Raw genomic sequence first — 26,414 nt, 5'->3', positions numbered from 1 at the left:
GCTATTCTTGGGGTCGTCTCGGCTCTGGGGATAGCTAATTTTTTTGGGTAGAATGCACTCTACTTCCTATTTTCCTCATGAAAGCAACCTTTGTTCCCTGGCTCCATATGCACCAACCCCCGATTTGGTGGAATCACCGGCCGATGGGAAATCTTGAAAAAATGCTCAACGGTGATCCCAACTCGGAGGAAGGATGGAATGCTCAGTGGTTTGCTCAGGCCTATAAGAACCCGGCTAAGTATGCCCTGGAGTTGTCTCGACGGGGCCTTAAGCCACGGATGATGGTGGATTATTCTGGGGTTCTACTAGAGGAGTTGGCGAAACTCTCTCAGGATGGAACCTTTGCCAGTCGTCATGTCGATGGAGACCCCCTTGGGGATGTGATTGGCCTATGGCGAGAGGTTCTTAATGAGTATCCTGATGCCATTGAGTTTACGGGAACGGCCTACAGTCATTGTTATTTCCCCACAACCCCAGAACGGGATTGGCAGGCTCAGATTATGGGCTGGAAACAGATTTTTGGAGATTTATTTGGTGAGGCGGCCCTGGAACGAGTGAGGGGGTTTTGGTTGCCGGAAATGGGGATGATGGGAGACCCGAAACGGGCGATCGCCCTGATCCGATGTCTCAAACGCTGTGGCTATGAATGGCTGATTCTGCCCGCCTCAGCCTTGTCTCGACCGGAAGGTTGGACAACGCCTCAGTTGGAAAATCAAGTCCATGAGTTACAGGTGCAGGCCGATGGGGAGACCGAACGTATCCTCTGTGTGGTTCGGGATACGGATATGGGCATCCGTCAGCAAAGTGGCCATAATGCCGATGGCTGTTTGAATGATATTCGCTATCGCTTGGGGGTGTTTGAGCGCGAACAGCTCTCTTCTCCTCCCTTAATTGTGCCTACCTCCGATGGGGAAAACGGCAATGTGATGATGTTTGAGTATTTCAAAAATACCTTTGTCCCGTTGGTGGAGATGATGCCCCAGTTGGCGGATGTGGAGATGCTGACGGTGAGCCAATATCTCGATCGCCATATAGGCTCAACTCAAGCCACGCCGGTATCTCTGAACACAACAGGTGGTTCCTGGATTGGCGGCCATGAAAGTTGGAACGAGGGCGATCGCCGTCAAGCGATCGCCCTCAAAATTGAGGCCCTCAGTCGTCAGGTGGCTGAACAAGGCAGTCCCTCAGACCCCAGTTGGGATGAGGCCCGCCAACTCCTCCTCGTCTGCGAAACCAGTTGTTTTGTCTACTGGAACGCAGAGTTTTGGTTTGACCAGGCCGATGCCTTTCTCGGTAAACTCGAGGGCTTACTAGCAACCCCGGTTTAACCTAAGGCTTCTAAGAAATCACGAACTCGGTTGCGTCGTTTCGGCTGACGCAACTTTTGTAGGGCCTTGGCTTCAATCTGACGCACTCGCTCGCGGGATAAATCCAGGGCCCGACCGATTTCTGCCAAAGAATAGGGGCTTTCTCCCCCAAGTCCATAGCGTAAACGGATGACGTCCCGTTCCCGACTGCTGAGGTCGGCGAGGAGTTGTTGCAGTTCCCGCTGTAGGGATTCACGCACTAACAAATCCTCGGGGGAGGCGTCATCCGTTTCTAGGAGATCACCGAGTTCGGTGTCTTTTTCTTTACCCACCTTGGCATCGAGGGAGATGGAGCGGGGAACCCGTAACATGACTTCCCGAATTTGCTCGGGGGTCATATCCAGTTCGTTGGCGATGTCGTTGATGGTGGGAGTCCTGCCGTTGTCTTGGGAGAACTGACGTTGAGCTTTTTTGATTTTGTTGAGCTTTTCGGTGATGTGAACCGGGAGGCGGATGGTTCGGCTTTGGGTGGCGATCGCCCGGGTAATCCCTTGGCGAATCCACCAGTAGGCGTAGGTGCTAAATCGATAGCCTCGGGTAGGGTCGAATTTTTCCACGGCTCGCTCTAAGCCGATGGTTCCTTCTTGAATGAGATCTAAGAGTTCAAGTCCCCGTTTTTGGTATTTCTTGGCCACGGAGACCACTAACCTCAGATTCGCCTTAATCATATGGGCTTTTGCATACACCCCCTCGGTTTGGATGGTTTCGAGTTCCTCAACGGAGATGTTGGCCAGTTTAGCCCAATGGCGTTTTCCTTGACTGAGGGTAGGTTTAAGATCCGAGACGGGAATCTGAGCATCGCCGGCCCAGCGTTCGAGGGATGGACGATGGCCCAGTTGTGAGCTGAGGCGATCGCGGGTACTCATGAGATGGACATACTGCTGCATGATCTCGTCCCCGTCGTCGGCTGCGGTTTGTCGCACCTCCAGCAAGCTGACGTATCGTTGCACTTTCTGGGCGACGGAGACTTCTTCATCTCGTCCTAACAGGTTGACTTTGCCGATCTCTTGCAGGTACAAGCGCACCAGGTCGGTGGTGGTTCGGTGTCCGCGAATCGACTCATCTGCTTCGGCGTACTCCACTTCCATCCCAGAGGTTGCGTCTAACTCACTCTCTTCGAGGCTCAAATTGTTCGAGATTTGGGCATCGGTCTGGGCTGTCATGGGGTCGCTGACTCCCGTTTTGCTGGGGCGATGCTCAGATTTAGCTGGCTGGTAAGAAGTTGTTTTAGACATGGTCGCTCGTCTCAATCCCTTTGAGTTAACTGGGGGTTAAGGGATTCCGATGCTTCGGATGTTATCCCTCATTTTGTGATTCCGATCGCAGGCTATGACCTGCGTCACCTCGTTCGTTCAACCCCCATTTGAATTAGTCGCTTGTCTGTCAGCTTTGGATGCTGACGGCACCTATATGATTGAAATCACCACGAACTGAGGTACTACAGTCAGTATAAAGAGGTTTTAATTTGGCTTTAGTGATTTGCGTCAAACCATTGTGTTAACCCTCATCACTTTGCCCCCATTTTTCGGGAGTTTGCCCCAATCTGTAATGTTTCTTCACTAAAATCTGGAGCAAATCTGTAAATTTTTGAAATCCGGGAACTTTAATGAAAACTGTGTTCTACCGTACAAATTAAGGCAGGTTTTTTGAGGAATCTCTGACTCATTCAAGGGGAGTTTTTGAGGGTTGGGATGATGGCAAATTGGCTGAATAGACGACTGGGTGGGGGGTTGAACCCCTCATGCGTCGGTGGGTAGATGAGGGAAACCGAACTCCCGCCCCTGAACAGCGACGGGTTGCAGCGATAGACTTGATTTAAAAATCAACATTGAGAGATGTAACAAAAGACCCTAACAGAGCGTTGATGTGACGGAAGTGATGATGAAGGGTCAAAGAAGGCGACCCGGAGATCACGCCGATTACAAGCATCCCGTATTGCTGCTACCTTCCGGTCCTGACAAGGTTTGGGCGTTGTAATTGCATGAGTCCGGGTCTACACACCAGTATATCATGAGGCCGGGCCGTTGTTTCAAGAAATTTTTCAAGTTCCCGAAGACCCCTCTGTCTCTTCTGCCTGGGGATTGTCCTCAGTTGGGGGAGTCTCAACGGAGGTCTGGAAATCCACTGCCTCATACAAATCCCTCAAACTCAAGGTCAGGGACAGAGACTCCAGGGCTAAGGTGGCATCTAAGCCCTCATAGTCGGTCAACAACCATTGTTGGGGCTTTTGCTTGACGTAATGTTCCACCTGGGGACGGTCTTGGTGAATCAGGAGATAGTCTTGGACGGTGTCGAGGGTTCGATAGGCGACAAACTTTTCACTGCGATCGTAGTTTTGAGTTGAGGGAGAGAGAACCTCGGCCAGCACAATGGGGTTGATGACCGTATCGTTGCGTCCCGCCTGCAATTGGCAAGGTTTCCCTGTCACCATCACATCGGGATAGGTGTAGGTGTTGCGTTGAGGAATCCAGAGGCGTTGGTCAGTCACAAAAATACTATAGGGTTGACCTCGTAAACCCCAACGCAACAAAGCATTGAGGACACTGACAATTTCATTATGGGCCGGGGTTCCACCACTCATGGGCACAATCTCTCCATTGCGATATTCGTTGCGAGTCTCTTGTTGTACCTCCTGTTGGAGATAGTCTTCGGCGGTGTAGGTTGGTTCAGTTGATATGGGTGCGGTGGCGATCGCCATGGTTAAAATTCCTCCATCATGGGTGACAAGCTTATCCCTAGTGTGCCAAACTCACCGTTCTTCCTTGCTGTTCCTACTTGAATAGCCCTTGTAATGACTGCCATCCTCTCAGCCATTCTTCCCGTTCTCACCATTGTCCTGATTGGCTTTTGGGCCGGGAAAACCTTTACCCTGGACCGAGTCAGTCTCTCGCGGATTACCCTCTATATTTTTACTCCCGCTCTGGTGGCTGAGTCCCTCTATCGCAGCCCCATCACCCTGGCCAACGCCAAAGGGTTATTTTTGGCATTTTCTTTGACGTACGCCCTTATGGGAGCCATTGCTTGGGGGCTGAGTGGTCTTTTGCGGTTCCCTGCCCCTGTCCGCAAAAGTGCGATCGCCACCAGTGCCTTTCCCAATACGGGCAACATGGGCTTATCGGTGAGTCTGTTTGCCTTTGGCGAGGAAGGATTGAATCGAGCGGCGATCGTGCTGATTATCTCCAGTCTCCTGGTCTTTTCCACGGGTCCCGCCATTCTCAAAGGCGGCGGGTTCGCCAATGCCCTCAAATTCACCCTGAAACTGCCTTTAATCTGGGCGATGCTGATTGGCCTGGCCCTGCGACTGCTGCCCTTTGAACTGCCCTTTCAACTCGATCGCGTCCTGAAAGTCTTGGCCGACGGAACCATTCCTGTGGCGTTAGTGGTGTTGGGGATAGAGATTTCCCAAAGTTCCCTACGCCTAACCCGCTACGACCTCTTTGCCAGCGCCTTGAGACTGCTTGGAGGTGGGGCAGTGGCTTATAGTGTGGGTCAGGTAGTGGGCTTAGAGGGATTAGACTTACAGGTGTTGGTGTTGCAATGTTCGATGCCGGCTGCGGTGAGTTCGTTCTTGATGGTGAAGGAGTTTGGTGGGGATACGGTGCGGACTGCGCGAGTTGTGGCCATGTCCTCGGTGTTGGCCTTTGGCACGTTGCCCTTGGTCTTGGGGTTATTGTCCTTATCTTGAGGCGATCGCAGATCACTTTTGCTCATCCGTCTGAGTTGCCAGGACTTGTAAACTGACATCGGGGAGCGATCGCATCAACTGTTGCACCAGAGACCCCCGCCAAAACAGACTCCAGCGAGAGCGGTGGGTTTCTCCCAGGACAATCTGAGTAATACTATGCTCCTGGGCCACGCTGACAATGGTTTCCACGAGATCCGTTGACCGTTCTCGCAAAAATTCACCGCCAAACTCCTCACAAAGTCGCTGACAGGTTTCGATATGGAGTGCTTCATCTTTAGATAGGAACTGGTCAGGATTACCCACAAACAGGGCATAGAGTCGCCCATTGAGGCGATTGGCAAAACGCACCCCTCGTCGCAACAGATGTAGGGATTGGGGATAGGTGGAGACACAGACGAGAATCCGCTCTCGGATGGGACAGCAATCTGGATGAGCGGCGACGGTGTCGTCTTCGATATTATCGGCAACTTCTCGCAGTGCTAGTTCCCGGAGGGCGATGAGATTGCGACGTTGAAAAAAGTGTTGTAGAGCCGAGTCGATTTTGTCGGGACTATAAATTTTGCCGTCTTGGAGCCGCTCCTGGAGGGTTTCTGGGGTGACATCGACGACGACCACTTCGTTGGCTTGTTCGATGATGCGATCAGGGATACGCTCACGCACGACCACCCCTGCGATTTTATACACTAAGTCGTTGAGACTCTCGAAATGCTGAATGTTGACGGTGGAATGGACATCTAACCCTGCGTCTAAGAGTCGTTCAACATCTTGATAGCGTTTTTTACAGGGGGAACCGGGGACATTGGTATGAGCGAGTTCATCGACTAGGACGAGTTGGGGCGATCGCGCCAAAATCGCCTCGGTGTCCATTTCCAGGAGCGATCGCCCTTGCCACGCGATCGGTTTAGGGGGAATCTGCTCTAAGCCGATGGCGCGTTCTGAGGTTTCAATGCGGCCATGAGGTTCGAGCCAACCGATCACCACATCGACTCCATCTTTCTTCAATTGTTGTGCTTCATCAAGCATTCGGTAGGTTTTACCCACCCCCGGCGCCATACCGATGAACACGCGGTGTTTCCCCCGAGAGACTGAGCTGGAACTGTGAAGGGTTTGGCTGGAGTGGTACATATGAAAGGGAACAGGGAACAGGGAACAGGAAACAGGGAACAGGGAACAGGGAACAGGGAACAGGGAACAGGGAACAGGGAACAGGGAACAGGGAACAGGGAACAGGGAACAGCAAAGACTTAGGGGCGTACCTTTATGGTCGCCCTCTTCCGGTATGGTCGCCCTCTTCCGGCAAGTTGTCAGTTGGCTGAATGTATCCCGGCGGCTGTTAACGGTTAGCGTTCTCGTCCAACGCCAGATTCAAACTCAGAACGTTGACAGTAGGCTCGCCAAAAATACCCAGAAAGGGTCCGGCGATCGCGTCGTTGACGAGACGGGTGAGTTGGTCTGGGGAAATTTGACGGGCCTGGGCGATACGAGGGATTTGAGAGAATGCCATGTCCGGGGAAATATGGGGGTCTAACCCTGACCCGGAACTGTACAACATCTCTGCTGTGAGCTTTTCCACGTCCTCCTCGCCTAAGCGTTGGACTTCGGCGTCGATGCGATCGCGCAACTCGGGATTGCTGGGGGCTAAGTTACTCGCACCAGATTGGCCGGTGGGAATGGCTTGTTCTCCTTGACTGTAGTTAATCGCACTGGGACGACTCCAAAAATAGTCAGGCTCTGTGAACGTTTGACCAATGAGGGCTGAGCCAACTACTTCACCAGCTGCATTGGTGACTAAACTGCCATTGGCTTGATAGGGAAACAGAACTTGACCAAACAGCAAAATCAACAGGGGATAAATTAAGGCAGTTAACACCCATAAAACCAGGGTGCTACGGGTGGCAATGACTAAACCTTTCATGGCAAAAAAATAAACCGAAATGAGTAAAAACAACAGTTTTTATACCATTTTTCAAAAATTGTGACATAGATGTCCGTAGGGGCGTACCGCAAGTGGCGCGCCCTCTTCGGTTTGTATGTCTGGCAAGGATTTCAAAAAATGGTATTAGATTTGAGGCAAAAGGCAAAAGGCAGATTTAAGCCTTGTTAAAACCTAAATCCTAGGGGCGAACGGTGTTCAAAACATTTCAATAATGTGCTGTTCGCCCTTGGCAATGCTTGGTATTTCAGGTAATACATTACGCCTGCTTCCTTGAAGATCCGAATTTAGAAGAAGATTCAGGAAAATCCTCAGAAGATGTTGAGTCAGAATCGCGGTTTTGGTGATGCTTTTTATATCGCTGCAACCGAGATTCCTGGATTCGTCGTCGTAACCGACGAATTTCGACGGTTTCTCGAACTCCTTTAATAAAGGTTTTGCACTGATCAATGAAGTTAGACATGGTTAGAATCGCTCCGGTTGAATAATCACGACAGCCAAATAAATCCCGAGTAATAGAACTCCGGCAATGAGTAGCCCCAAAGCGTAGGCATTACCCCGATCAATTGACGCACCCGCAGCGGCATAAACTAGAGGTGCGATCGCCAAATTCAAAAGCATGGCCATCAAGATGATCGGCGCAAGGCGATGCCAACTGAGGCGAAATACTGGTGATTGAGGATGAGACTTAGCGTGACGGCTGTAGATGAGTTTCATGGTTGTAATGTGCGAGATTTCACTGCGAGATGTTGTTGCAATCAAGGGTTAGGCAATACCGGACATTGCGACTAATCCATCGATGAGTTTAATGGCAATAAACGGCGCAATTACTCCACCCAAACCATAAATCAGGATGTTGCGTTGCAGCAGGCGATTAGCACTGAGGGGACGAAACTTAACCCCAGTCAACGCCAAAGGAATTAAGGCGGGAATAATTAAAGCGTTGTAGATTAACGCCGAAAGAACTGCCGATTGGGGACTGTTTAAACCCATGATATTTAACTCGCCAATGCCTGCCGCTGCAAACATGGCGGGGATGATGGCAAAATATTTGGCAATGTCATTAGAAATCGAAAACGTTGTTAACGCACCTCGGGTAATTAACAACTGTTTGCCAATGGTGACTAAATCAATCAACTTGGTTGGATCTGAATCCAAATCCACCATATTCGCGGCTTCTTTAGCGGCTTGAGTTCCTGAATTCATCGCTAAGCCTACATTGGCTTGGGCTAACGCCGGGGCATCATTGGTTCCATCCCCTGTCATTGCCACTAATTTGCCCTCAGCTTGTTCAGTTTGAATCACGCGAATTTTATCTTCTGGAGTGGCTTCGGCAATGAAGTCATCAACCCCGGCTTCTTTGGCAATCACTTCAGCGGTAATACGGTTATCTCCGGTTAACATAATTGTCCGCACTCCCATGCGACGCAGTTGTTCAAACCGTTCTTGTAAGCCTGGTTTAACCGTATCCTTGAGGTAAATCACCCCATAAATTTCATTGTCGCGACAAACCGCTAGGGGGGTTCCTCCGAGGCGAGACACTTTCTCAAAGGCGCGATCGAGAGACTCAGGAACCTCTCCACCGCGCGATCGCACGAAACCGCGAATGGCATCGACGGCCCCTTTACGCACTTCAGTTCCATCAGCAAGATTGGTTCCACTCATGCGAGTGCGGGCAGAAAACTCAACCCCTTCCGCCGTCGCCTTCTCAAAGTCCAGTTTTGCCCCAAACTGTTCCGCTAGGCGCACAATTGACCGTCCTTCTGGGGTACTGTCAAAGGCACTGGCCATCAGAGCCACCTGCGCCACCTCAGCCTCGGAATAGCCAGAAACCGGCAAAAACGACTCCGCTAGGCGATTTCCCAGGGTAATCGTTCCCGTTTTATCCAAAACCAGAGTATTGACATCGCCACAAGCTTCAACTGCCCGCCCTGAGGTGGCAACCACATTAAACCGGGCCACCCGGTCCATCCCGGCAATGCCAATGGCACTTAGCAAACCGCCGATGGTGGTGGGAATTAAGGCAATGAGTAGAGACACGAGAACCGCAATCCCCACGGGGCTATTGACATAGTTGGCTGGGGGGGGAATCGTAGCCACAACAATCAAAAACACCAAGGTTAAGACCGCCAACAGGACTGTTAGGGCGATTTCATTGGGGGTTTTGCTGCGTTCAGCCCCTTCGACTAGGGCAATCATGCGATCGATGAAGCCTTTACCGGGGTCAGCCGTGACGCGAATCGTTAGTTCGTCGGAGAGGATGCGGGTTCCCCCTGTCACGGAACTGGCAACATCGGAACCGGGTTCTTTGAGGACTGGGGCCGATTCTCCGGTAATGGCCGATTCGTCCACAGAGGCCACCCCTTCAATGACTTCACCATCAGCGGGAATGGTATCCCCGGCGATGACTTGGACCAAATCGCCCCGTTGCAACTCTGTGGAGTTGACCTCTACAATCGATCCTTCCGCTTTAATGAGTCGGGCTAGGGTGGCGGATTGGGTGGCCCGGAGGGAGTCGGCTTGGGCTTTCCCCCGTCCTTCGGCGACGGCTTCGGCAAAGTTGGCGAACAGAACCGTCAACAGGAGAATGACGGTAATCAGACCGTTAAACAGTCGGGGATTGTCGAAGTCAACGCCGCCGAAGAGAACGGGGTTGAGAGTCAGCAGGAGGGTCACTAGAGTGCCTAGCCACACCACAAATAAGACGGGATTGGCGATGACTTGACGGGGATCGAGTTTCAGGAAGGCTTCGGTGAGGGCGCGGCGGTAGAGTTGGCTCATATCTACCGGTTTAGGGGTTGAACGGGAGGTCACGCTAGGGCTATTCATGACAAAAAATGGATCAGGATAGATGGGAATCGAGGAGCGTTAGGGCTAATTAGGGCTAAAAGGAGAAGCCTTCGGCGATCGGTCCTAGGGCAAGGACGGGAAGAAAGGTTAAGGCGCCCAGAATAACGATCGCCCCAGCGGTAATTCCGGTAAACATGAGGGTATCGGGGCGCAGGGTTCCAGCGGTTTCAGGGACTTTTTGTTTGTGCATCATGCCGTCAGCGAGGAAGACAAGGGCGATGATCGGCACATAGCGTCCAAGAAGCAGGGAAACGCTGGCGCTGAGGTTCCACCAGAGGGTGTCATCGTCCAAGCCTTCAAAGCCTGAACCGTTGTTGGCAGCGGCGGAGGCGTATTCGTAGATCACTTGAGAGATGCCGTGAAATCCGGGGTTACTGATGCCGCTGAGGGATTCGGGATAGGCGAGGGTAATCGCGCCGGGAATGAGGATGGCGATGGGATGAACTAGGAGGATGAGACTGGCGAGGGCAATTTCTCGTTTTTCAACTTTTCGTCCCAAAAATTCGGGAGTACGCCCCACCATCAAGCCGGTGAGGAAGATGGTCAAAATTAGAAAGATAAACAGATAGGCGGTTCCCGTTCCTTGACCTCCCCAAATGATTTGCAGAAATAGATTAGAGAGGGTGGCAAAGCCGCCAGGGGGCATGAGAGAGTCGTGCATTCCGTTGACGGCACCGCACATGGTTCCGGTGGTGGAGACGGCCCAGAGGGCGGTTAAGGCCCAGCCAAAGCGGGTTTCTTTGCCTTCGAGGTTGGGGGCGGGATTGTCGAGGAGGGCGTTGACGCTGGGGTTACCCTGATATTCCCCGGCGGCAGCGATGACGTTGAGGAGGGCATAGAGAATAAAAACCATGGAAAACATCAGCCAACCGAGTTTGGGGTTGCCCATGAGTTGCCCGTAGGTGAGGACGAGTCCGGCTGGAATGGCCAGCATGATTAGGGTTTCGAGGAGGTTGGTGAAGTTGTTGGGGTTCTCGAAGGGATGGGCGGAGTTGATGCCGAAGAAGCCACCGCCGTTTTCGCCGAGTTCTTTGATAATTTCAAAGTGGGCCACGGGACCGCGGGCGATGGTTTGGATGTCGCCTTCGAGGGTGGTGGCGATCGCCGGCCCGGATAGGGTTTCAGGAACTCCGGCAATTAGGAGCGCGATCGCACCCACGACGGAGATGGGCAGCAAAATTCTGACGATGGCCCGCACCAGGTCGTTGTAAAAGTTCCCCAGGGGCTGTCCGGTGAGTCCCCGCACAAAGGCAATGGCTACGGCGATACCGGTGGCGGCGGAGGTGAACATGAGATAGCCCAATGCACCAACTTGGCTGAAGTAGGTGTAGGTGGTTTCGCCGGAGTAATGCTGTTGGTTGGTGTTGGTGACGAAGGAGATGGCGGTATGTAGGGCCAGATCCCAACTGGGGGCGGTGAGTTCGGTGGGATTCAGGGGCAGGATGCCCTGAGTCATCAAGATGAGAAAAACTAGGATGCCCATGACCAGATTGCTCAGCAGAATGGCACGAACATATTGGCCGCCGGTCATGGTTTTTTGATAGGCGACTCCACCGAGGTTGAGAACGGTGGTTTCGATGGGGGCGTAGATGGCTTCTAATGCCATTTTTCGTCCAGTGAAGACCCGCACCATATAGGTTCCCATCAACATGGCGATGGGAATTAGTAGGAGTAGGGTCAGGGATATTTGTAGGAATCCTCGGAACATGGGTAGGTCTGAAATAAAGGAATTCGAGGTGAGTTGAATGGGGGTGGACAATTCCAATATGCGTGGGATTTGTGGGAATCACAAGGTATAGAGGTGGGTTTATAGACGGGTGATATAGGGGGAAATGGTCGGGTTTAGGGATGAGTTTAGACTGTCTAAACGGGGTCTATATTGGGGGGTATATTGGGGGATATATTTCTGGGGAAAGAGAGGGGGGCTATTTTAGACTGGAAAAGAACGTCAGCCTGAGCCTAATTGCTATGTCTGCACCGCCTAGTTCCCTATTTCGGCTCTCGATTCGTAAGCCTCAGTCCACGCGATCGCTCATTTCGATGATTTTTCTGGTGGTGGGGTTTTTGGAGTTCAGTACGCCACCGCCTTATGTGTTTGGCTATCTCTATATCGGGGCGGTATTGCTGGCGAGCGCCCGTTTGAGTCGCCGGGAAACGCTTGCGGTGAGCGGGATGGCGGTTTTTTTGACGTTGCTGAATCTGGTGGTTCCGGGAGTGGCTGAGATTAGTCTGGTGACGTTGGCGAATCGCACGATTACGGTATTGGCGTTGGTGGTGACGGGGGTGTTGAGCGATCGCCTCCAATGTTATGAGGCGGCGCTGAATCAGAAACAGTTACAAATTCTGGCCCAAAGTCAGTTGGCGAAGGTGCGAGAGGATTTTGTCTCGACGCTGACTCATGACCTGAAAACGCCCATGTTAGGGGCGATCGCCACCCTGGAGGCGTTGCAACAAGAACGGTTTGGTTCCCTCAATCCCCGTCAGCGGCGCACTCTGGAGGTGATGGAACGGAGTCATCACAACAGTTTGCGTTTGGTAGAAACTCTCACGGATATTTACCGCAATGATAATCACGGCTTGGAACTTCACTATGGGCCGTTAGATTTGCGAGACTTGGCCAACTCGGTGATGGCGGAACTGACGGCGCTGAGTCTGAGTCGTCAAGTCACGATGCGTCTAACGTCTGGACGCGATCATAGTTATCAATCCTGTCCCCTAGAGGGGGATGCGTTGCAACTGCGACGGGTGTTCAGTAACCTCTTGGTGAACGCTATCCATCATTGTCGTCGTCAGGGAACCGTTGAGGTGGAGATTGTCCGGCGCGGCGATCGCTATCAGGTGCGGATTCGCGATGAGGGACAAGGGTTAGATGAGACGGATTTACAGCATTTGTTTGAATGCTTTTATCAAGGAACGAGCGATCGCCAGGCCAAGGGAACGGGGCTGGGACTCTATCTCAGTCGTCAGATTGTGGAAGCTCATCATGGTAAAATCTGGGCAGAACGGTATGCCGATTCTGACGCACAGGGCAGCCAACCTCTCGGGGCCGTATTTGTGTTTGAGTTACCTACCCCTGTCCAGGAATCGTTACCGATTTCAGCCCGTTCGCCTCAATCTCAGTCCTAAGTCGACCGATCCTGATAATGCGTATTCTCCTAGTCGAAGATGATGAGTTATTCCGTCTAGGACTCTCAACTCGCTTAGAACAAGAGTCGAGTATTGAGCAAGTCAGTGAGGCTGAGGATGGAGAAACGGCCTTAGATCGGTTACAAGCTGATGTCTTTGATTTGGTGATTTTAGATATTGGACTTCCTGGAATTGGTGGCGTGGAAGCCTGTCGACAAATCAAAAAACGCTACCCCAAATTGCCGGTTCTGGCTCTGACGTCTCATGCTCAACCCCGACTGATTTCTCGTTTAGTGGAAGCCGGGGCGCAGGGCTATTGTTTGAAGGGAGTCGATGCGGATTCGTTGATTTTGGCGATTCGTTCGGTTGTGGCTGGAGCCTCTTGGTGGGATGCTTTGGCGACTCAGGAAATTCGCGACGCCTTCCAGGGTTCGCCGTCACCCCAGCTCGATTTGGACAACCCTTTAACGCCTCGGGAATTGGAGATTCTCAGTTTAGTGGCGGCTGGCAAAAGTAATCCTGAGATTGCTCAATTGTTATTTATTGCGCCAGGAACAGTTCGGGTTCATGTTCATGCGATTTTACGGAAATTGGATGCCCGCGATCGGACTCAAGCGGCTGTTCTGGCGTTGCAGAAAGGGCTGATTGCTCAGTAAATTGGGCTGAGGCTGTTGTTAGCACCGGCGACTACGGCATGAATGGCCGCGAATACATCGTTGCCGTTAACCTGCAAATGGCTCCAACATCGGTATAATGATCGCGACGATCGCTCTCACTGTCCAACTACCCTTGTTGTCAAGACGGCTAAGCGTTGTATCATTGCCAATTCATAACTTGATTGGTTAACATAGCCCTTCCTATCTATTCCATTGATGGAAATTTAGCAGTATCGCAAAAATTGCTGTAAGAAATTATACAGATGGCTAAAAAAAAGAAACAGCAAAAAGGCACTCATCAGGTTCCAGAAACCACCCTGGCGTCCACCTCTCCAGACGCCCGTTTCCAGTTTTTGGAAGAACGGCAAAAAAAGGTATTGACCTTAATTAAGCGCAAGCGGACAGAACTGTCTAATTTAACTGAACAGATTCAAGAGATTGCGCGATCGATGCTCTCTCACGGTCAACCCATTTACGAACAAGCCCAACAGCTCGATCGCGAAATTCACGAGCTATTTCAGGAAATCCTCACGAAGCGAAAACTGGGGAAAAAGAGCAAGTTGGAAATTCGCGAAGTTTACGAAATACTACAATTTAGCGGTCGCATCAGTCCTCAGTTTGATGAAGATGATGAAGACTTCGCCCGTGAGGAAGAAGCCGAAGCCGAGCGATCGCATCCCAATGGCGAGGATGAGGGATTCTTTAACGACGAGGGCGATTCAGACTGGGGCAGTCATTCCCCCTTTGAGAACACTCACAGCCCTCGTCCGTCACGGGATATGAGAAGACTGTTTCTGAAATTGGCGGATCGCTTTCACCCGGATAAAATCGCTGATCCCGAAAAACATGAGCAGTACACCGAAATCATGAAAGAGGTTAATATTGCTTACAAAAATGGTGATTTTGCCCGCTTGTTAGAAATCGAACAACAGAGCGAACGTGAGGCAGACATTGAGACCGCACAAAACGATCGCGATCGCCAATGCAAGCAACTCGAACAGGATATCAAAATTCTCGAACAGCAGTATGAACAATTGAAAGACCAAGTTCGCCAAGCCCGCAATACGCCCCAAGGGATGATGGTTAAAGAATATCGCAAAGCCCAACGGGAGGGGACCGATTTAGTCGAAGAATCGTTAGAAGAATTTGAAGAAGAACTCGCATCTTTGGAAGAATTACGAGATTTTATCAAAGATTTTCGGGACAAAAAGATAACCATCAAAGAGTTTTTGCGTGGCCCATCCCGCTCCCAACAGGATATGCCTGAAACCGTTGAAGATATCATCGACGAACTCACCAAACTCGGGGTTTACATCCATTTTGAGTCTTAACGCTTTTATCCCAATTCCGTCCGTACTAATCTATTGTTTGGGCGGTTGACTGGAGCGTAAGTCTTAAGCTAACGGCGAGTCGCCTCACTGAGCGCCTCTTGAAGGACTTCGTCACTCACACCCTGACGCTTTAAACTGGCAATCAAGGCAGAAAGGGTATCTCCCTCTAATCGCTCCAGGTCAGCACGCAGTCCTTGACCAATATAGGCCCGTGCCAAGGGCTGATATCCAGAAAACCCCAATAATGGAGCCAGACGCTTGAGATCTTCAATCACATCTTCTGGCATCCGCATCGTGATCGTTGTCATGGGCCGATCTCGATTTAACCGTTGTTTCAATGTATCAATTTTCATAGTATTCACGTTCCTTACGTGTTGCTTTACGAGCCGAAATAATCCGAATCATGTCATCTTCACACTCTATATAGACGACATATAGAAGGTTCCAACGCCTGTTTAAACCAATAACAGCATCGCGGGCTTCATCATTGCGACTTGCATCAACGACTGCAAGGAATGGGTCAAAGAAAGCCTCCGCAGCTTGCTGAAAGGTAACCCCATTATGGTTGATGGGATTAACCCGAGCCTTCTCATCATTCCAAACGAAGGTAACGCCATTGAGCAGGAAATGTACATCCATACCCTATAGTGTAGGTCGCGCATATTTACATCGTCAATACGTACTGACCCTTAAGGCTCACCAGTCGTCCGTTAAGGCCTCGATCGCCTCAGTAGAAATGCCGCCCCCTGGCCACCTATAATAGAGGGGTAATCCGTCCATCAAGCCAATATGACCGTATCCCCCGTTTCCCCCTCCTCTGCAACGCCAGCGACCGTTCCCGATGCCCTCGGACGCTTCGGACAGTTCGGCGGTAAGTATGTCCCCGAAACCCTGATGCCGGCTTTGGCGGAACTGGAAACAGCCTTTGCACGCTACAAAGATGACCCCGAGTTCCAGGCTGAACTCAACGGCTTACTCAAAGATTACGTCGGACGGCCCTCACCTCTCTACTTCGCCGAACGACTCACCGAACATTATGCCCGTCCCGATGGCACCGGGGCCAAGATTTACCTGAAACGGGAAGACCTCAACCATACAGGGGCGCATAAAATCAATAATGCGATCGCCCAAGCCCTCCTAGCCAAACGCATGGGCAAACAGCGCATCATCGCCGAAACTGGCGCCGGACAACATGGCGTGGCCACCGCCACCGCCTGCGCTCGCTTTGGCCTAGAGTGCATCGTCTATATGGGCGTCGAAGACATGAAACGCCAAGCCCTGAACGTGGTGCGGATGCGCCTACTGGGGGCGAAAGTTGAACCCGTCAGTGCCGGAACCGGAACCCTCAAAGATGCCACCTCCGAGGCCATTCGCGACTGGGTGACGAACGTGGAAACCACTCACTACATCCTCGGTTCCGTTGCCGGTCCCCATCCCTATCCCATGATGGTGCGGGACTTCCACGCCGTGATTGGCCAGGAAACCCGCCGTCAATGTCAAGACCTCTGGAACGGCTTACCGGATGTGTTGTTGGCTTGTGTCGGTGGTGGTTCCAACGCCATGGGACTGTTTTATGAGTTTGTCAACGATGCCTCTGTGCGTATGATTGGCGTTGAAGCCGCCGGGGAAGGCGTTACCTCCACAAAACACGCCGCCACCTTAACCCAGGGCAAAGTCGGGGTATTACATGGGGCCATGAGTTACCTGTTGCAGGATGACGATGGCCAAGTTAATGAGGCGCACTCCATTAGTGCCGGGTTGGACTATCCCGGAGTCGGTCCTGAACATAGCTATTTGAAGGATACGGGCCGGGCGGAGTATTACAGCGTCACCGATGATGAAGCCATGCAAGCGTTTCAGTTGGTATCCTGTTTAGAGGGCATCATTCCTGCCCTAGAAACGGCTCACGCCTTTGCCTATTTAGACACCCTTTGCCCTCAACTCGACGATGGGGCAACGGTGGTGATTAACTGTTCAGGACGGGGGGATAAAGACGTGCAGACGGCGGCCCGTTATCTGAATTTAGGAGATGTGTAAGGGTCTGTCCCTGATGGGCGAGACTGGGGTGGGAACCCCTCACCCCAAGAGGTTTAGATCAGTTGTTAAGTCGGATTAGGAGCGTATGGGTATGGTGTCGCAAGAGTTTCATCCGTTGCCTCCTCGTGATGTCTTACCGACGATGTATGACTTGCCCAGTGAGAATCCGGAGGAACCTGGTTTGCCTGACGAGTTTCATCTGCGCCAACCGGAGTTGTTGCGCTTAACCTTTCGTCCGCCGACCTATGGGGAGGATGAGTTGTTTACGGCCAGTGACCTTAATCTGTATTACGATGTCCGCCATCCTCAATGGTATAAACGCCCCGATTGGTTCGCGGTGTTGGGGGTTCCTAAACTCTATGAGGAACGGGACTTGCGGTTGAGTTATGTGACCTGGCAGGAGGGGGTTTATCCCTTTGTGGCGGTTGAGTTGTTATCTCCAGGAACGGAGGCGGAAGATTTGGGCCGCCGTCTACGAGATATGAGTCAACCTCCGAATAAATGGACGGTCTATGAGCAGATTTTACGGATTCCCTATTATTTTGTCTTTAATCGCTATACGGATGAGTTTCAAGCGTTTGGCTTGACGACGAACAGCTACCAACCTCTACCAATGGAGAGTCTGGGGGTTTGGTTGGAGGAGGTTCAGTTAGGGTTAGGACTCTGGGAGGGAACCTATCAGGGCATTAGCCGCCGTTGGTTGCGGTGGTATCGTCAGGGGGGCCATTGGGTTCTGACACCGGAAGAGTTGGAGCGGGAACGGGCAAATCGGGCGGAAGAGGAGGTGCGACGATTGCGCGATCGCCTACAACAGTTAGGCCTCAATCCTGATGAGTTACAAGGATAATTTATACCATTTTTCGAAATGCTTGCTATACATCCGACACCGAGGAGGGCGAACAGCCGTTCGCCCCTACAGACATCTATGGCACGACTTCTGAAAATTGGTATTCACCGAGGAGGGCGAACAGCCGTTCGCCCCTACAGACATCTATGGCACGACTTCTGAAAATTGGTATTAAATCACCATTCCAGATCAATTTTTTGCCCCAAGGGTGTTAACAATTCACGGCGATAAAGGGTTCAATTGTTTTAACCACAGATTGACTTAGACTTTCTAACTCATAGCCTCCTTCCAAACCAAACATGAGATGAGGGGTAATCTCTGAACACCATTGGCTGAGTTGACGATAATCCTCGGGTTGCAATAACATCTGTGAAATTGAGTCGGCTTTTGTACCGTCATAGCCCGCACTGATAATTAACAAGTCGGGGCGAAAATCACGGAGAAAGGGAATAACGTTATCCCGAAAAACGTGACGATAGGTGTCTGAGGTGGTGTTGGGGGGAAGGGGGATATTTAAAACATTTTGATAATAGCCAGTTTCATTGGCTGAGCCGGTTCCGGGGTAGTTGGGGGATTCATGGAGAGAACAATAGGCCAGTTGAGGATGGGTTTCTAGAATGGCTTGAGTGCCATTGCCATGATGTACGTCCCAATCTAAGACGGCCACTCGGTCAATTGCAAATTGTTTGAGGGCATAATAGGCGGCGATCGCCGCGTTGGAAAAAATACAAAATCCCATGCCGCGATCGCGTTCGGCATGATGTCCCGGCGGACGAGCGAGGACAAAACTCGGTTGTCCCTGATGAACCACTAAATCAACAGCATCTAACCAAGCACTGACGGCCAAAAGTGCCACATCATAGGAACTCGGCGAGACGGACGTATCCATATCGATGCGTCCGCCGCCACGACTGGCAATCCGTTTGATGGACTCAACATAGTCACGGGGATGAATTTGCGTGATGATATCGAGCAATTCCGGGCGATCGCTCGGCAGTTGCCAATGGAGATGATCGGCCCAGGATTGAGATTTTAAGGCTTGAACGATGGCCCGGAGGCGATCCGGACGTTCTGGATGATAGGCTCCCGTGCGATGATCGAGGAAGGCCTCGGCATAGAAAATAGGAAACATGACTGACCCCAATGTTCAAGATGCGAAGCGTTCAGGAATCTGGCGATCGCCCACTGATTTCACACCCGTACCGACGGCTTTATTTTATCATTTTAGGTGACCCCAGAGAAGGGCAATTATCGAGAGGGATCGTTGCCCCGATTTGACAGTCCTAAAGGACCCGTTCTTAAGGCCAAAAAGCACCCGAGCCAATCGCCACCTTTTTACGGCACTCCAAAATATCCAGGGGCGATCGCATTATGTTAAAATAATGGACATAATTGGCGCGAATTGTCTGCGTCATTGCCGTTAAAAAAAAGTAACCCGCACGCAGCCGGTTGGTGCCAACACAACCCTGTCCAACTGCGGTTTTAAGGGAGAATTTTACCGTATGACCATTGCCGAAGAACGGATCGTTCCAACAGATTTAGGGAACGAAATGTCTCGATCCTACCTCGAATACGCCATGAGCGTCATCGTCGGTCGAGCCTTACCCGATGCCCGAGACGGACTCAAACCCGTCCACCGCCGCATTCTCTATGCCATGCACGAATTGGGACTCTACCACGATCGCCCCTTTCGTAAATGTGCTCGGGTTGTCGGGGAAGTATTAGGGAAATACCACCCCCACGGTGACACCGCCGTCTATGATGCCCTGGTGCGCATGGCCCAACCTTTTTCCATGCGATCGCCCCTGATTGAAGGCCATGGTAACTTCGGCTCCGTCGATAACGATCCCCCGGCTGCCATGCGGTACACCGAAAGCCGCCTGCAACGGTTTAGTAGCGTATCCCTGCTGCAAGACATCGACTCCGACACCGTTGACTTCGCCGACAACTTCGACGGTTCCCAACAAGAACCCATCGTTCTCCCCGCCAGAATCCCCCAACTCCTCGTCAACGGCTCCTCAGGGATTGCTGTGGGTATGGCCACCAACATTCCTCCCCATAACGTGGGAGAACTCGTAGACGGCTTAGTGGCCTTAATTCATAATCCCGAATTAGGCGATCTGGATTTAATGGAGTATATCCCCGGGCCCGACTTCCCAACTGGGGGGCAAATTCTCGGAACCAGTACCATTCGCGACGCTTACACCAGCGGACGTGGTTCCATCACCATGCGGGGTGTCGCCAACATCGAAACCTTAGAACGGCGTGGGGCCCCCGATCGCGAAGCCGTCATCGTCACCGAACTCCCCTACCAAACCAACAAAGCGGCCCTAATCGAGAAAATCGCCGACTTAGTCAACGACAAAAAACTAGAGGGAATTTCCGACATTCGCGATGAGAGCGATCGTGACGGAATGCGGATTGTCATCGAACTCAAACGAGATGCCTATCCTCGGGTGGTTCTCAACAACCTCTACAAACAAACCCCCATCCAAAACAACTTCGGGGCCAACATGCTGGCCTTAGTCGACGGCGAACCGCAACTACTGTCTCTGCGTCGTTTCCTACAAGTCTTCCTAGACTTTCGCATCGAGACGATTACCCGTCGCACCCGCTACGAACTGCGTAAAGCCCAAGAACGGGATCACCTCCTACAAGGCTTACTCATCGCCCTCGAACATCTCGATGGCGTGATTCGTCTGATTCGCCAGTCCCCCGACAGTGCCTCCGCCAAAACCCAACTCATCCAGGATTATAATCTCTCCGACTATCAAGCCGATGCCATTCTGCAAATGCAGTTGCGTCGTTTGACAGCCTTAGAAGCCGACAAAATCCAACAGGAACATGAGGCCCTGCAAGAAACCATTGCCGATTTAGAAGATATCTTAGCCCGGCGAGAGCGAGTCCTAGAAATCATCAAAGCCGAACTCCTCGAACTCAAAGAAATCTTCGCCACCCCTCGCCGCACCGAAATTCTCAGAGACGAAGGAGACCTCGACGACACCGACTTAATTGCCAACGAACAGGCCTTAATCCTGGTGACCGAACAGGGCTATATCAAACGGATGCCCGTCAACACCTTTGAAGCCCAAAACCGGGCCACTCGCGGTAAATCGGGAACCAAGATGAAAGAGGATGATGGCATCGCCCATTTCCTCACCTGTTGCGACCATGACCACATCCTCTTTTTCAGCGATCGCGGCGTTGTCTATAGCGTCAAAGCCTACCAAATCCCCACCGGTTCTAGGACTTCCCGAGGCATCCCGATTGTGCAACTGTTACCCATTCCTCGGGATGAAAAAATCACTTCCGTGGTTCCCGTCAGTGAGTTTAGCGATGATGAATATCTCATCATGCTCACTCAGGGAGGCAACATTAAGAAAACCGCCCTCTCTGCCTTTGCTAACATTCGCGCCAACGGTTTAATTGCCATTTCCTTGAGTGAGGGAGATGAACTACGTTGGGTGCGTCTAGCTCGGGCTGAAGATAGTATTATTATCGGCTCCCGCCTGGGCATGGCCATTCACTTCAAAGCCGATCACGATCAACTCCGGCCCCTGGGCCGGGCAACTCGTGGGGTGAAGTCGATGAACCTACGGGATGACGACACCCTCATTAGTATGGATGTCTTGCCCAGCAGTGTGGTGGCAACCCTAGGCGACACCGATGAGAGTGAGGTCGATGACATAGCCGAGACAGATGAGACTGGCGATGAGAACGATGAGGCCACCTCCAACAGTGAAGGGCCTTGGGTCTTAATTGTCACCACCGGAGGCTACGGAAAACGAGTCCCCGTCTCTCAGTTCCGCCTCCAACGCCGGGCCGGTAAAGGGACCATTTCCACCAAATTTAAATCTCATCTCAAAGAGGATAGTGTGGTGGGCTTAATCGTCGTCAACGAAGAGGATGAACTGATGATGGTCACCATGCGGGGAATTATCATCCGCCAAGCTGCTAGTGCCATCACCCCCCAATCTCGTTCAGCCACCGGGATTCGGGTGCAGCGACTCGACAAAGATGATGCGATCGCCGCCGTGGCCATTGTCCCCCCAGCCGCTGAGGAAACTGAGTTAGACGAAGGACTCAGCGAAGACTAGGAAGGGGAAGAAGGCAGTAGGCAGCAGGCAGCAGGCAGTAGGGGGGGGGTAAGGACTCAGCGAAGACTAGGAAGGGGAAGAAGGCAGTAGGCAGCAGGCAGCAGGCAGTAGGGGGGGGGGCTTGCCTATTGCCTATTGCCTCTTCCTAACGCCTCGCTTGAGGCGCATCTTGCTGCAACATGGGGGGGGGCTTGCCTATTGCCTATTGCCTCTTCCTAACGCCTCGCTTGAGGCGCATCTTGCTGCAACACATCCTCAAACGAAGTCCCTTCGGCTGCTAGAACAAAGAGAGTGGTGGGTAATCCTGACGCCATCTCTTGTAAGCGGCCATAATACTCAGCAAACCCCTCCAAATCCTCACCCGGTTTTGCGACTCCCAAACAGACTAAATCGGCAGTGGCTGACGATTCCTTCAAGATTTTCGGGAAGGGACGGCCCTCGGCAATAATCACCTGAGTTCTCGCGCCAATCCGTAACCTGTCGGCCATCCCCTCAATATTGGCTCGTGCTGCTTGAGCTGCCATTTCATTGGGAACCACGAGCTTCAAAAAGATTTCTGCTCCCCGCCATTGGTTACTGGTTCGCAACAAATAGGCCAGCAGCAACATCAAGCCGCCATTGGCTTGTAACCCCCCCCACCACACATCAATGCGGCGGCGTTTACCAAACTCCCGTTCAGGATTTTCACGAAAGATAATAATACTGCGGCGGGATTGATAGAGTTTCGTAATCAGGCGGCAATAGTCATGGCGTAAATGCTCCTGTTCACTATCCCCAAGGAGAATTGTATTGGGAACCAACGGGCCAATCCCATAGGCTTCCACCAGTCGTTCCGCCCCCACAAAGGGATCTGGGGCGGTCACCAGACGTACCAGGGCTTGAACACCCCGTTTTTCCAGATACTCGCGAATTTTCTTCTCTAACCCCGCCTGTTGTGCCATATCCCGAGAACCACTCGGAAGAATACTGGAAATGGTCACCATACCTCGGTTGTGGGTGAGGGCGGTTGCCAATTCCACCAGAGACCAACGACGCATCGGCGCACCGGATAAGACCAGCAGATGAGGCCGCCAGTTTTTGGTGTCCGTGTCATCCCCCATGCTGAGGATGGCCATGCGTGCCAGTTCCACCCATAAACCGCGACGGACATCTCCCCAAGCCGTTTGTAATTCCCGACGTTCTAGCCAGAGATACACCCCCAAAACAAAGAGGGCCGCCACCACAGCGGCGATGGGGTTAATCAGCAACATCACCCAAAGACAGCCGATCGCCCCTAGGGCTGAGAAATACCAGGGAACGCCAAAGGTGGGACGAAAGGAGGGACTTTCTAGGAAGCCTTCAATGGCGGCGGCCATGTTCAACACCAAATAGGTACTGAGGAAGAACATGGTTAACACCGGAGCGATGAGGTTCAAATCGCCAATACTGACGGCAGCCAACGCCACCCCCAGAGTCAGGAAGGTTCCTAAACGGGGTTCATCGGTCTCTCCTTTACCCTGGCCTAGCCAACGGAGGATGGGGGGCAGTACGCCATCACGGGCGAGGGCTTGCAAGACCCGAGGCGCCCCGAGAATACTCCCTAAGGCACTCGATAAGGTCGCTCCCCAAACCCCGAGAAGAATGGCATCTCCCCAAAGGGCAATGTCTCGCATCACCAGGGGGTTCTCAGTCAGGGCCGTATAATCGGCTCGGGTGGCGAGGAACAGGGGCAAAGCCATATAAATGAGGTAGCCTGTCCCGACGGCAGCGAGGGTTCCCACAGGGATGGATTTGGAGGGGTTTTTGAGGTCTCCAGACATATTGACCCCAGCCATAATTCCGGTAACGGCGGGGAAGAAGACGGCAAAGACTACCCAGAAGGGTTCCCCGATGCGATCGCCGACATTCCACATGCCAATGTCACTTTCAGCGATGGGGCCGCCGAGGGCAAGGGAGAGGAGGGAGAGGACGATCGCCCCCATGATGAAGTATTGGGCCCGGATGGCTAAGTTGGCAGACTGAATCGCTAACCCCGCTACAACTAGGGTGGTGAGGAGGGCAATGGGGGTTTGATAGTCTGCCAGAACCGGGAAGCTATTACTGAGACTTTCGGCAAACCCCAGGGTGTAGAGGGCCACGGATATGGCTTGGGCGAAGTAGAGGGGAATGCCAACCGCCCCTCCTGTTTCGATGCCGAGGGAGCGGCTAATCATGTAGTACGCCCCCCCGACTCGCACAACGCGATCCGTGGCGATCGCCGAGATGGAAAGGCTTGTCAGCAGAGTAATAGAGGTCGCCAGGGTCACGATAACTAAACTCCCCAGCCAACCAACGTTGGCCACCACCCAACCGAAACGCAGATACATGATCACCCCCAAGATGGTGAGAATCGAGGGAGTAAAAACACCGCCAAATGTTCCCAAACCGGGAGTTGAATCATCGTCTGGGGGCGGGTTGGCGTTGGAGGATTGCTGCCAGGGAAAGCGCACTATTTAAACAACGAGGTTAAGTTGCACCTGTCATCTTAAAGCAATTTCCCAAATTTGGAGCCGTTGCAATTCTTATCATTCTGACCCTCTTTCCCCAAAGATTCCACAACGTTTCCACAACTCCCTCGGACGTTTTCCACAGGTAGTTGGCAGTTTTCCACAGGCGATCGCGCGGGTTGGGGACGACTGGGTCAGGTTGGGGATTTCTTCAGGTCTAGCGCTGGAGACTCATAATCCTCAATACTGTGTAACGTTAAGTTACAAAAACAAGCCCCAAACCCTTATTCTCTCGTAGGACTTGGGTCTCGAAAAGAGCAAACTTCATTTTTCGCAACATTGACAAGCTCACCCCTGATCAGACCACAATGATGCGACGGGTCGAGGTTGCCTCAACAAATTAACACCCAACCTTCCCCAACCCCCTACATGCCGGAGGCCGTTATGAACACCAGCGTCAGCATTCTCGCAGAAATCCCTGAAGACCTACATGAATCCCTAAAAAGTTATCTCGATACTCATCCCGACTGGGATCAGGATCGCATCTTCGCGGCAGCGTTGTCCCTATTTCTGCTACAAAATGGCGATAGCAGCACGCCAGAAGCGTCTCAGAACTATCGCCGGGCTGCCCGGGTTTATCTCGAAACCCTGTTTCAAAATCCAGAGTAAGCGTTAGGGATAATCAATCGAAAAGGCGGGTCATGCCCGCCTTTTGTTTGGGGGAGTTCTCTGATGAACTCCCTTATTTAATTGAGGCCTCTTGGCTGCTGGTCTTAAGCGGGTTTCGCTTGACCGTCGTTGTTCTTCTGGAGTAGGCGAATCACAGAGTTTTTCTCTAGCAGTCCCAGAACGGTTCCGTTCTCACCAATAACGGGCAGTTCAGTGATTTGCTCGCTTTCGAGTAGGGTGACCACTTCGAGTAGGGATTGATTGGATTCGACGGTTTGCACGTCAACGCTTTCCATCAACTCGGAGACTTGGACATCATTCCAGTCAGAGGTGGGAATTTGACGCATGGCATCGACGGATAGGGCGCCAATGAGTTGTTGGTTCTCGTCGGTGACGAGGTATTTGCGCCAGTTGCGACGACCAATGACGTAGTTGTTGGCAAACTCTCGTAGGGAGAGGTCAGCGGGAACCACGGGGCTGTCAGGGGTAACAGCGTCGCCAGCGGTGAGGCGATCAAGTTTTTCTTGGATTTGAGCCGATTGGGCGGAGGTTCCGGCGTTTTGCAGGAGGAACCAGCCAATCAGGACGTTCCAGAAGTTGAACCCGGCGTTGAAGAACAGGGGCAACACACCGGAGGCGATCGCCAACCAACCAATCACTTGTCCCACTCGGCTGGCAAAGACGGTTCCTTTATAAGGGTTACCGGTGACTTTCCAGACAAGGGATTTCAGGATGTTACCACCATCGAGGGGCAGTCCAGGAATCAGGTTGAACAGGGCCAGGATTAGGTTAATCGTGGCTAGCAGTCCCAGGATCGCTGCCATGGGGGCGGAGAGGGGGACAGTTTGCACGATCGCCGTGAACAGACCAAACAGGCCTAAACTCACTAAGGGACCGGCGATCGCCACCCAGAAGGATTCTCCGGGAGTTTTGGACTCTCGCCCTAAGCTGGCTAAGCCACCAAAGAGAAAGAGGGTGATAGATTTGACCTCGATGCCTTGGCTTTGGGCGACAAAGCTATGGCCGAGTTCATGGGCGAGGACCGAGGAAAATAGCAGCAATGCAGCCACTAAGCCCAAAATCCAGGGCAGAACCACACCGAGTTCGGGAAACTGACTGGCGAGGCCACCACCATAACTAAAGGTGACCAACGCGAGAACCAAAAACCAGGATGCGTTGAGATAGAAAGGAATACCAAAAAGGTTTCCGACGCGGAACGAGCCGTTCATAGAGAGAATCTCCTGAATACAACTTATGTAAAGCGAGACTCGAACCGTCGAAACACAGGGAACGTTATCGAGGACGTTCGGGGGTTGATCAAAGGATGATTGCAATAGAGTTTGCGGCGATG

The 26,414-nt window shown here is 52.2% G+C and carries 23 protein-coding genes and 1 other RNA gene; 10 read left to right on the top strand and 14 right to left on the bottom strand.

The window, feature by feature from the left end; translation table 11 throughout:
- Nucleotides 1-77 precede the first annotated feature (77 nt).
- On the top strand, nt 78-1,328 hold the full coding sequence (locus tag L855_RS11105) for a polysaccharide deacetylase family protein (protein WP_159788008.1): 1,251 nt from the start codon (nt 78-80) through the stop codon (nt 1,326-1,328).
- Here L855_RS11105 and sigC read toward each other — a convergent pair.
- The 3 genes from sigC to L855_RS11090 all read right to left on the bottom strand — a co-directional run bounded on the left by sigC (nt 1,325) and on the right by L855_RS11090 (nt 4,065).
- Nucleotides 1,325-2,530, bottom strand: a complete 1,206-nt coding sequence (gene sigC / locus L855_RS11100) for an RNA polymerase sigma factor SigC (protein ID WP_192925071.1) — start codon at nt 2,528-2,530, stop codon at nt 1,325-1,327. The genes L855_RS11105 and sigC overlap by 4 nt on opposite strands.
- 734 nt (nt 2,531-3,264) lie before the next feature.
- Nucleotides 3,265-3,361, bottom strand: an RNA gene (ffs, locus tag L855_RS11095) — signal recognition particle sRNA small type.
- Between the two features lie 47 nt (nt 3,362-3,408).
- Nucleotides 3,409-4,065 (bottom strand): Uma2 family endonuclease, encoded by a 657-nt coding sequence (locus L855_RS11090; protein ID WP_159788004.1) that lies wholly within the window; start codon nt 4,063-4,065, stop codon nt 3,409-3,411.
- Between the two features lie 93 nt (nt 4,066-4,158).
- On the opposite strand from L855_RS11090, the gene L855_RS11085 reads away from it, so the two are divergent.
- Nucleotides 4,159-5,052 carry an AEC family transporter gene (locus L855_RS11085; RefSeq protein WP_159788002.1) on the top strand — a complete coding sequence of 298 codons (894 nt, stop codon included), beginning with the start codon at nt 4,159-4,161 and terminating at the stop codon, nt 5,050-5,052.
- Between the two features lie 12 nt (nt 5,053-5,064).
- Here the strand turns inward: L855_RS11085 and L855_RS11080 are convergent, their stop codons facing one another.
- Entirely contained in the window at nt 5,065-6,177 is a 1,113-nt protein-coding gene (locus L855_RS11080) for a universal stress protein (RefSeq protein WP_159788000.1), read from the bottom strand.
- On the opposite strand from L855_RS11080, the gene L855_RS21160 reads away from it, so the two are divergent.
- Nucleotides 6,151-6,300, top strand: a complete 150-nt coding sequence (locus L855_RS21160; protein ID WP_192925085.1) for a hypothetical protein — start codon at nt 6,151-6,153, stop codon at nt 6,298-6,300. The two genes, L855_RS11080 and L855_RS21160, sit on opposite strands and share 27 nt — an antisense overlap.
- 85 nt (nt 6,301-6,385) lie before the next feature.
- Here the strand turns inward: L855_RS21160 and kdpC are convergent, their stop codons facing one another.
- The 5 genes from kdpC to kdpA form a co-directional block, all read right to left on the bottom strand.
- Nucleotides 6,386-6,967 carry a K(+)-transporting ATPase subunit C gene (gene kdpC / locus L855_RS11075; RefSeq protein WP_159787998.1) on the bottom strand — a complete coding sequence of 194 codons (582 nt, stop codon included), beginning with the start codon at nt 6,965-6,967 and terminating at the stop codon, nt 6,386-6,388.
- A 277-nt stretch (nt 6,968-7,244) separates the two neighbouring features.
- Entirely contained in the window at nt 7,245-7,448 is a 204-nt protein-coding gene (locus tag L855_RS11070; protein ID WP_159787996.1) for a hypothetical protein, read from the bottom strand.
- Between the two features lie 2 nt (nt 7,449-7,450).
- Nucleotides 7,451-7,702, bottom strand: a complete 252-nt coding sequence (locus L855_RS11065) for a potassium-transporting ATPase subunit F (protein WP_159787994.1) — start codon at nt 7,700-7,702, stop codon at nt 7,451-7,453.
- Nucleotides 7,703-7,750: 48 nt separating this feature from the next.
- Nucleotides 7,751-9,814 carry a potassium-transporting ATPase subunit KdpB gene (gene kdpB / locus L855_RS11060; protein ID WP_159787992.1) on the bottom strand — a complete coding sequence of 688 codons (2,064 nt, stop codon included), beginning with the start codon at nt 9,812-9,814 and terminating at the stop codon, nt 7,751-7,753.
- A gap of 55 nt (nt 9,815-9,869) precedes the next feature.
- On the bottom strand, nt 9,870-11,543 hold the full coding sequence (kdpA, locus tag L855_RS11055; protein WP_159787990.1) for a potassium-transporting ATPase subunit KdpA: 1,674 nt from the start codon (nt 11,541-11,543) through the stop codon (nt 9,870-9,872).
- Nucleotides 11,544-11,803: 260 nt separating this feature from the next.
- Here kdpA and L855_RS11050 point away from each other — a divergent pair, with 260 nt between their 5' ends.
- From L855_RS11050 to L855_RS11040, 3 genes are all read left to right on the top strand, one after another.
- The gene (locus L855_RS11050; RefSeq protein WP_159787988.1) at nt 11,804-12,961 is read left to right on the top strand and encodes a sensor histidine kinase; all 1,158 of its coding nucleotides are present in this window, start codon (nt 11,804-11,806) and stop codon (nt 12,959-12,961) included.
- Nucleotides 12,962-12,978: 17 nt separating this feature from the next.
- A complete protein-coding gene (locus L855_RS11045; protein ID WP_159787985.1) occupies nt 12,979-13,617 on the top strand; it encodes a response regulator transcription factor in 639 nt (212 codons plus the stop codon).
- 263 nt (nt 13,618-13,880) lie between these two features.
- Complete coding sequence (locus L855_RS11040; RefSeq protein ID WP_159787983.1) at nt 13,881-14,948, top strand: J domain-containing protein; 1,068 nt, start codon at nt 13,881-13,883, stop codon at nt 14,946-14,948.
- Nucleotides 14,949-15,016: 68 nt separating this feature from the next.
- Here L855_RS11040 and L855_RS11035 read toward each other — a convergent pair whose 3' ends face one another.
- Both L855_RS11035 and L855_RS11030 read right to left on the bottom strand, forming a co-directional pair.
- Nucleotides 15,017-15,256 (bottom strand): hypothetical protein, encoded by a 240-nt coding sequence (locus tag L855_RS11035; RefSeq protein ID WP_246198815.1) that lies wholly within the window; start codon nt 15,254-15,256, stop codon nt 15,017-15,019.
- A 34-nt stretch (nt 15,257-15,290) separates the two neighbouring features.
- Entirely contained in the window at nt 15,291-15,587 is a 297-nt protein-coding gene (locus L855_RS11030) for a BrnT family toxin (RefSeq protein ID WP_159787979.1), read from the bottom strand.
- Between the two features lie 150 nt (nt 15,588-15,737).
- Here L855_RS11030 and trpB point away from each other — a divergent pair, with 150 nt between their 5' ends.
- Both trpB and L855_RS11020 read left to right on the top strand, forming a co-directional pair.
- Nucleotides 15,738-16,985: a tryptophan synthase subunit beta gene (trpB, locus tag L855_RS11025; RefSeq protein ID WP_087705165.1), complete on the top strand. Its 1,248-nt coding sequence runs from the start codon at nt 15,738-15,740 to the stop codon at nt 16,983-16,985.
- Between the two features lie 85 nt (nt 16,986-17,070).
- Nucleotides 17,071-17,832, top strand: coding sequence for a Uma2 family endonuclease (locus tag L855_RS11020; protein WP_219729903.1), 762 nt, complete (start codon nt 17,071-17,073; stop codon nt 17,830-17,832).
- A gap of 211 nt (nt 17,833-18,043) precedes the next feature.
- Here L855_RS11020 and L855_RS11015 read toward each other — a convergent pair whose 3' ends face one another.
- Entirely contained in the window at nt 18,044-18,964 is a 921-nt protein-coding gene (locus L855_RS11015) for a histone deacetylase family protein (protein ID WP_159787975.1), read from the bottom strand.
- Nucleotides 18,965-19,334: 370 nt separating this feature from the next.
- Here L855_RS11015 and gyrA point away from each other — a divergent pair, with 370 nt between their 5' ends.
- On the top strand, nt 19,335-21,929 hold the full coding sequence (gyrA, locus tag L855_RS11010; RefSeq protein ID WP_159787973.1) for a DNA topoisomerase (ATP-hydrolyzing) subunit A: 2,595 nt from the start codon (nt 19,335-19,337) through the stop codon (nt 21,927-21,929).
- Nucleotides 21,930-22,144: 215 nt separating this feature from the next.
- Here the strand turns inward: gyrA and L855_RS11005 are convergent, their stop codons facing one another.
- Nucleotides 22,145-24,397 (bottom strand): APC family permease, encoded by a 2,253-nt coding sequence (locus L855_RS11005; RefSeq protein WP_425500571.1) that lies wholly within the window; start codon nt 24,395-24,397, stop codon nt 22,145-22,147.
- 441 nt (nt 24,398-24,838) lie between these two features.
- Here L855_RS11005 and L855_RS11000 point away from each other — a divergent pair, with 441 nt between their 5' ends.
- The gene (locus L855_RS11000) at nt 24,839-25,063 is read left to right on the top strand and encodes a DUF2811 domain-containing protein (RefSeq protein WP_159787971.1); all 225 of its coding nucleotides are present in this window, start codon (nt 24,839-24,841) and stop codon (nt 25,061-25,063) included.
- A 104-nt stretch (nt 25,064-25,167) separates the two neighbouring features.
- On the opposite strand, the gene L855_RS10995 is transcribed toward L855_RS11000, so the two are convergent.
- A complete protein-coding gene (locus L855_RS10995; RefSeq protein WP_159787968.1) occupies nt 25,168-26,292 on the bottom strand; it encodes a site-2 protease family protein in 1,125 nt (374 codons plus the stop codon).
- Nucleotides 26,293-26,414 lie beyond the last annotated feature (122 nt).

The organism is Sodalinema gerasimenkoae IPPAS B-353 (assembly GCF_009846485.1).
In the GTDB taxonomy this organism is placed as follows: Bacteria; Cyanobacteriota; Cyanobacteriia; order Cyanobacteriales; family Geitlerinemataceae; genus Sodalinema; species Sodalinema gerasimenkoae.
This window is presented reverse-complemented; position numbering and strand designations above follow the sequence as displayed.

Bases quoted from the DNA above. Each gene is read 5' to 3' on its own strand.
- L855_RS11105 (WP_159788008.1), top strand. From the start codon at position 78: ATGAAAGCAACCTTTGTTCCCTGGCTCCATATGCACCAACCCCCGATT.
- sigC (WP_192925071.1), bottom strand. From the start codon at position 2,530: ATGACAGCCCAGACCGATGCCCAAATCTCGAACAATTTGAGCCTCGAA.
- L855_RS11090 (WP_159788004.1), bottom strand. From the start codon at position 4,065: ATGGCGATCGCCACCGCACCCATATCAACTGAACCAACCTACACCGCC.
- L855_RS11085 (WP_159788002.1), top strand. From the start codon at position 4,159: ATGACTGCCATCCTCTCAGCCATTCTTCCCGTTCTCACCATTGTCCTG.
- L855_RS11080 (WP_159788000.1), bottom strand. From the start codon at position 6,177: ATGTACCACTCCAGCCAAACCCTTCACAGTTCCAGCTCAGTCTCTCGG.
- kdpC (WP_159787998.1), bottom strand. From the start codon at position 6,967: ATGAAAGGTTTAGTCATTGCCACCCGTAGCACCCTGGTTTTATGGGTG.
- L855_RS11070 (WP_159787996.1), bottom strand. From the start codon at position 7,448: ATGTCTAACTTCATTGATCAGTGCAAAACCTTTATTAAAGGAGTTCGA.
- L855_RS11065 (WP_159787994.1), bottom strand. From the start codon at position 7,702: ATGAAACTCATCTACAGCCGTCACGCTAAGTCTCATCCTCAATCACCA.
- kdpB (WP_159787992.1), bottom strand. From the start codon at position 9,814: ATGAATAGCCCTAGCGTGACCTCCCGTTCAACCCCTAAACCGGTAGAT.
- kdpA (WP_159787990.1), bottom strand. From the start codon at position 11,543: ATGTTCCGAGGATTCCTACAAATATCCCTGACCCTACTCCTACTAATT.
- L855_RS11050 (WP_159787988.1), top strand. From the start codon at position 11,804: ATGTCTGCACCGCCTAGTTCCCTATTTCGGCTCTCGATTCGTAAGCCT.
- L855_RS11045 (WP_159787985.1), top strand. From the start codon at position 12,979: ATGCGTATTCTCCTAGTCGAAGATGATGAGTTATTCCGTCTAGGACTC.
- L855_RS11040 (WP_159787983.1), top strand. From the start codon at position 13,881: ATGGCTAAAAAAAAGAAACAGCAAAAAGGCACTCATCAGGTTCCAGAA.
- L855_RS11035 (WP_246198815.1), bottom strand. From the start codon at position 15,256: ATGACAACGATCACGATGCGGATGCCAGAAGATGTGATTGAAGATCTC.
- L855_RS11030 (WP_159787979.1), bottom strand. From the start codon at position 15,587: ATGGATGTACATTTCCTGCTCAATGGCGTTACCTTCGTTTGGAATGAT.
- trpB (WP_087705165.1), top strand. From the start codon at position 15,738: ATGACCGTATCCCCCGTTTCCCCCTCCTCTGCAACGCCAGCGACCGTT.
- L855_RS11020 (WP_219729903.1), top strand. From the start codon at position 17,071: ATGGGTATGGTGTCGCAAGAGTTTCATCCGTTGCCTCCTCGTGATGTC.
- L855_RS11015 (WP_159787975.1), bottom strand. From the start codon at position 18,964: ATGTTTCCTATTTTCTATGCCGAGGCCTTCCTCGATCATCGCACGGGA.
- gyrA (WP_159787973.1), top strand. From the start codon at position 19,335: ATGACCATTGCCGAAGAACGGATCGTTCCAACAGATTTAGGGAACGAA.
- L855_RS11000 (WP_159787971.1), top strand. From the start codon at position 24,839: ATGAACACCAGCGTCAGCATTCTCGCAGAAATCCCTGAAGACCTACAT.
- L855_RS10995 (WP_159787968.1), bottom strand. From the start codon at position 26,292: ATGAACGGCTCGTTCCGCGTCGGAAACCTTTTTGGTATTCCTTTCTAT.